The organism is Polaromonas sp. P1_E3 (assembly GCF_056405935.1).
In genome coordinates, this window is record NZ_JBFUBD010000160.1 from 1 (window position 1) to 6,285 (window position 6,285).

4 protein-coding genes are annotated in these 6,285 nt (G+C 61.9%); all 4 read left to right on the forward strand.

Translation table 11 applies throughout. The annotated features are described in order from the left end of the window. Positions 1 to 666, forward strand: a 666-nt coding sequence (locus AC1D0Z_RS14615) for a TRAP transporter large permease subunit (protein WP_477658949.1), incomplete at its 5' end; no start/stop codon positions are given. A gap of 37 nt (positions 667 to 703) precedes the next feature. Next, entirely contained in the window at positions 704 to 1,681 is a 978-nt protein-coding gene (locus AC1D0Z_RS14620; protein ID WP_477658950.1) for a TRAP transporter substrate-binding protein, read from the forward strand. Positions 1,682 to 1,699: 18 nt separating this feature from the next. Next, a complete protein-coding gene (locus tag AC1D0Z_RS14625; RefSeq protein WP_477658951.1) occupies positions 1,700 to 2,302 on the forward strand; it encodes a nuclear transport factor 2 family protein in 603 nt (200 codons plus the stop codon). A 69-nt stretch (positions 2,303 to 2,371) separates the two neighbouring features. Next, positions 2,372 to 6,004 carry a hydantoinase B/oxoprolinase family protein gene (locus AC1D0Z_RS14630; protein WP_477658952.1) on the forward strand — a complete coding sequence of 1,211 codons (3,633 nt, stop codon included), beginning with the start codon at positions 2,372 to 2,374 and terminating at the stop codon, positions 6,002 to 6,004. The last annotated feature ends 281 nt before the right edge of the window (positions 6,005 to 6,285 follow it).

The window sequence follows — 6,285 nt, forward strand, 5'->3', positions numbered from 1 at the left end:
GCCATGAGTTTCGGCCAGAAGATTTATGCCTCGCGCCACCTGATCCCGGTCGTGTCGCTGATTGTGGTTGTTCTCGGCGGAATTTACAGCGGCATCGCCACCGCCACCGAAGCCGCCGCACTGGGCGTGGCAGGCTCACTCGTGCTCGCGGTCATTGAAGGTTCGTTGAACTGGAGCAAGTTCAAGGAAGGGCTGGTCGCCGCTTGCCGCATCTATTGCATGATCGGCCTGATCCTGGCCGGCGCGGCTTTCCTGACCCTGTCCATGGGTTTCATCGGCCTGCCGCGGCACCTGGCTGAATTCATCGGCGCACTCCATCTCTCTCCCTTCATGCTCATGCTGGGGCTGATTGCTTTCTTTATTGTCCTCGGGTGTTTTCTCGACGGCATCTCGGTTGTCGTGCTGACCATTGCGGTGTTGCTGCCGACGGTGGAAGCCGCCGGGTTCGACCTGATCTGGTTCGGCATCTTCATCGTGCTGGTGGTCGAGATGGCGCAAATCACGCCGCCGGTCGGCTTCAATCTTTTTGTCATCCAGGGCCTGACCAGGCGCGAGGTGACCTGGATCGCACGCACGGCGCTCCCCCTGTTCTTCCTCATGATTGTTGCGGTATTGATTACCTACTTCTTTCCCGACGTGGTGCTGTGGCTGCCACGTCATATGTAGTCCAACAGCAAGCAGCCACTTCCTTTCAGGAGTTCCCATGAAAAAGCTTTTGATGTCCGCCTTGTGCGCGGTTTCGCTGGGTCACGTCTCCACCGTGATGGCCCAGACAACCTGGAAGCTGGCCACGGGCTACCGGGCAGAGTCCTTCCACACGCAAAATCTCCTGCAGTTTGGGCGCGATGTGGATCTGGCCACGCGCGGACAGCTGGTCATACAGGTGTACCCCAACAATACGCTGGCCAAGCTGGCGGACATCAGCGCGGCTGTGCAGCAGGGAAAGGCCGAAGCGGGCGAAACCATCATGGCGAGCATGGTCAAGGAAATTCCGCTGGCCGGTGCGGACTCCATTCCGTTCGTCGTTGCCTCCTACAAGGACGCGCAGCGCCTCTGGAAGCTGCAGCGGCCCGGCCTTGAAAAGCATTTCACCGAGCATGGCATGAAGCTCCTCTATGCCGTGCCATGGCCGCCGCAAGGCCTGCATTCGAACAAGCCGGTGCGGGGCCCGACGGACTTTCGCGRCACCCAGATGCGCACCTACAACCAGACGACCATGCGCATTGCGGAAATGCTGGGCGCCAAGCCGGTGGATGTGGCGATGGTCGATGTGGGCAAGGCCTTGGCCGAAGGCCGAATGGACAACATGATCACGTCGGCGCTGACCGGCGTGGAGAACAAGGTGTGGGGCCCGATCAAGTATTACTACGAGATCAATGCCTGGTTTCCCAAAAATGCGGTGTTTGTGAACAGCAAGGTCTTCGATGCACTGAAGCCCGAGACGCGCGCCGCCGTGCTCAAGGCGGCGGGTGAGGCGGAAGTCCGCGGCTGGCAGGCCAGCCAGGCGCTGGCGACCAGCGCGACCGAGGAATTGCGCGCCAACGGCGTGAAGATAGAACGCATTCCCCCCGAGCTGGACACCGAGATCAAGCGCATGGGCGAGAAGTTTTCACGCGAGTGGATACGATCGGTGGGCAATGAGGCCAATGATATTTTCGTGCCGTACTACATGCCGCAATAAGCGCAGGCTCCGAATCGCATGAAAACTCCTTCCGCATCCATTGCCGCCTACCTTCATGCCAAGGATGGCAACCGGCCTCACCTGCTGGCGCAAGCCTTTACGGACGATGCCCTGCTGCAAGTCACCGTCCACACCGGTGCGATCTCGTTCCCCCCCGTCTCCCGGGGAAGGGATGCCATCGGCGACGTGCTGGTGCGCCGTTTTGGGCAGTCCTTTGAGAATGTCTACACCTTCTGCCTGGGCTCGCCACCAGAGGGCGACACGCAGGTATTTTGCTGTGACTGGCTGGTTGTCATGACGGAAAAGGACAGCCGCGCCGTGCGTGTCGGCTGCGGCCGCTACGATTGGTGTTTTTTGCCGCCGTCGTGTCTGGCGGAAAGCCTTTCGATCACCATAGCGACCATGCAAGCCCTGCCGGCCTCGCACACAGGCGAGGTGATGGATTGGGTCGCCGGTCTTCCCTATCCCTGGTGCCCTGCTTCGACGGCCCTGCGGGGCGCGCCCGATATCCAGCACCTCGCGCCGGTACTTGGGTACATTGGCAGGTCACAGATAGCCAATTTTCCGGACAAGAACTCCCGACCGGCAGCGCCGCACAGCGTTGCGTCGAGCCAGGCCTGACGGCACATAAGATCAATGAAGATCCATAGAGCTCAGCAAAGAACACGTTAACTCTGAAATCAAAAAACCATGCAAGACACCACTTCAAAACCGGGCGGCGACCGTTGGCAATTCTGGATAGACCGCGGCGGCACCTTCACGGACATCGTGGCCAAAAAGCCCGACGGCTCGCTGGTCACGCACAAGTTGCTGTCGGAAAACCCGGAGCAGTACCGTGATGCGGCAGTGGCCGGCATCCGCCACCTGCTGGGCCTGAAAACGGGCGAGCCGATACGCGCCGACGTGGTGGACTGCGTGAAGATGGGAACGACCGTGGCCACCAATGCGCTGCTGGAACGCAAGGGTGAGCCGACATTGCTGGTGACCACGCGCGGCTTTCGGGATGCGCTGCGCATTGCCTACCAGAACCGCCCCCGGCTGTTTGACCGCCACATCGTGCTGCCCGAATTGCTTTACAGCGCGGTGGTGGAGGCCCAGGAACGTGTGGGCGCACAGGGCGAGGTACTTCAGGCGCTCGACGAAGTGCTATTAAAAAAGGAGCTGCTTGCGCAGTACCAGAAAGGGCTGCGAAGCATTGYGATCGTTTTTATGCACGGCTACCGGTTCACGGCGCACGAAAAGGCCGCCAAGCGCATCGCGGCCGAGGTGGGTTTTACCCAGATCAGCACCTCGCATGAAACCAGCCCGATGATGAAGTTTGTGAGCCGTGGCGACACCACCGTGGTGGACGCCTACCTGTCGCCCATCCTGCGCCGCTATGTAGAGCAGGTCGCCAGCGAGATGCCGGGCGTGCGGCTCTTTTTCATGCAGTCTTCCGGTGGGTTGACCGATGCGCATGTATTCCAGGGCAAGGACGCCATCCTGAGCGGCCCGGCGGGCGGCATTGTGGGAATGGCCCGCACCGCGGCCATCGCGGGTCACGCCAAGGTCATCGGCTTCGACATGGGCGGCACCTCCACCGACGTGTCGCACTACGCGGGTGAGTTTGAGCGCGAGTTCGAAACCCAGGTCGCCGGCGTGCGCATGCGGGCGCCCATGATGAGCATCCACACTGTGGCTGCGGGCGGCGGCTCCATCCTCAAGTTTGACGGCGAGCGTTTTCGGGTGGGTCCGCAAAGCGCGGGCGCCAACCCAGGCCCCGCCAGTTACCGGCGCGGCGGGCGTCTTGCGGTGACCGATGCCAATGTGATGGTCGGCAAGGTGCAGCCGCGCTACTTTCCGAAAGTATTTGGTCCCAATGCCGATGAGCCGTTGAGTTACGAGGCGGTAGAGGCCCAGTTCAACGAACTGGCCGGGCAGACCGGGCGCAGTGCCGAGGTGGTGGCTGAAGGCTTCATCAACATCGCGGTCCAGCAGATGGCCAATGCCATCAAGAAAATTTCGGTGGCGCGCGGCTATGACGTGACCCGCTACACGCTGCAATGCTTCGGCGGTGCGGGCGGGCAGCACGCCTGCCTGGTGGCCGATGCGCTGGGCATGACCAAGGTGTTTGTGCACCCGCTGGCGGGGGTGTTGAGCGCCTATGGCATGGGCCTGGCCGACCAGAATGTGATCCGTGAGCAGGCGGTGGAGCTCAAGCTTTCGCCTGCAGTGCTTCCCGAAATTGCCGACAAGCTCAATGCACTTGCCGCGACAGCGGAGGCTGAACTGCAGCGCCAGCAGGTCAGCAGCGGCAGCATCACCACGCATCACCGCGTGCATGTGCGTTATGAAGGCAGTGACTCGGCGCTCATCGTGCCCTTTGGCACGCTGGACGAGATCGCATCCGGATTTGAATCGGCATACCGCCAGCGTTTTGCCTTCCTGATGCAGGGAAAGGGCCTGGTGGTCGAGGCCGTGTCGGTGGAGTCGGTGGTGGCTGGCGACGCGCCCGCCGAGCCGCGCCACACCACGCATGAGCCGCGCGAAGTCCCTCGCCGCGAAACCGTGCGCATGTACTCCGGCGGCCAGTGGCATGACGCCKCGCTGGTGGTCCGTGAAGACCTGCGGCCGGGCGACATCATCTCTGGGCCGGCCATCATTGCCGAGAAGAACGCCACCACTGTCGTGGAACCCGGCTGGGAGGCCGCGCTGACAGCGCTCGACCACCTGGTGCTGGACCGCCGGGCCGAACGTGCCGTGAAATTTGCGGCGGGCACCACGGTAGACCCGGTGCTGCTGGAGGTCTTCAACAACCTCTTCATGAACATTGCCGAGCAGATGGGCCTGCAACTGCAGAACACTGCCTACTCAGTCAACATCAAGGAGCGCCTGGACTTCAGCTGCGCGTTATTTGACACCGAAGGCAACCTGATCGCCAATGCGCCGCACATGCCGGTGCATCTGGGCTCCATGGGCGAAAGCATCAAGACGGTGATTCGCGAGAACGCCGGCAAGATGCAGCCCGGCGATGTGTACGTGCTGAACGATCCTTACCATGGTGGCACGCACCTGCCCGACATCACCGTCATTACGCCGGTCTATCTTGGCGCGGCCACACAGCCGACGTTCTACGTGGGCTCGCGCGGCCACCACGCCGACATCGGCGGCACCACGCCGGGCTCCATGCCGCCGTTCTCGACGTTGATTGAAGAAGAGGGCGTGCAGATCAATAACGTCAAGCTGGTGGAGCGCGGCGTGTTGCGCGAGGCAGAAATGATTGCACTGCTCAAAAGCGGCAAATACCCGAGCCGTAACCCGCAGCAGAATATGGCCGACCTGAAAGCGCAGATCGCCGCCAATGAAAAGGGCGTGCAGGAACTGCGCAAGATGGTGGACACCTTCAGCCTGGAGGTGGTGCTGGCTTATATGCGCCATGTGCAGGACAACGCCGAAGAATCGGTGCGCCGCGTGATCACGCGTCTCAAGAATGGCGAGTTCACTTTGCCGCTGGACAACGGTGCCCAGATCAAGGTGGCCATCCGCGTTGACGTCAAAGGGCGCAGCGCCGAGATCGACTTCACCGGCACATCGCCGCAGCAGACCAACAACTTCAATGCACCGACGGCGGTGTGCATGGCGGCGGTTCTGTACGTGTTCCGCACCCTGGTTGACGACGACATCCCGTTGAACGCGGGCTGCCTGAAGCCGCTCAAGGTCATGATTCCAGCGGGCTCCATGCTTAACCCGAACCCGCCGGCTTCAGTGGTGGCGGGCAATGTGGAAACGTCTACCTGCATCACCAACGCGCTGTACGGCGCGCTGGGCGTAATGGCAGCCGGCCAGTGCACGATGAACAACTTCACGTTCGGCAATGCCCGCCACCAATACTACGAAACCATTTCGGGTGGTTCGGGTGCTGGTGGAAAGCTGGATGAGGCAGGCAAGCTGGTGTCGGGGTTTGACGGCACCTCTGTTGTGCAGGCGCACATGACCAATTCGCGGCTGACCGACCCGGAGGTGCTGGAGTTCCGCTTCCCGGTGCGGCTGGAAAGCTATGAGATCCGGCAGGGCTCCGGTGGCGCGGGCCGCTGGCAGGGCGGCAACGGCGGTGTGCGCCGCGTGCGCTTCCTCGAAACCATGACGGCCAGCATCCTGTCGAACGGGCGAAAATATGGGGCCTTCGGCATGGCCGGTGGCCAGGCCGGGCAGGTCGGGCAGAACGTTGTGGTCCGGGCACAGGGCCAGATCGAAACACTCGGGCACATCGGGCAGGCCGAGATGCAGCCTGGCGATATTTTTGAAATCCATACGCCTGGCGGCGGTGGCTTCGGAAAAGCTTGATGCAAAGCCCAGGCTGTGATGCCGGTCGGCTTCTCAAGCCGGCTGTGTGGCTATGCAGTCGTAGCTGTCTGGTTGGGTAGCTGTTGCGTGTGAGCAGGCCGGTCCGTTCACGGACCGCCTCTGATGTTTTCCGTGACTCGTCCGCTATCTGGTTATCTGTCCGCACGGTTTTCAGGGTAAGCCGCAAAACGGAGCGCGGTGGTGCGCATCGCGGCACTGTCACCCGTCTCCTGTCGGTTCGCCCTGCCTTTCGTGCAAAGTTGGCTGGCAATCCCAGACAG

Bases quoted from the DNA above. Each gene is read 5' to 3' on its own strand.
- AC1D0Z_RS14625 (WP_477658951.1), top strand. From the start codon at position 1,700: ATGAAAACTCCTTCCGCATCCATTGCCGCCTACCTTCATGCCAAGGAT.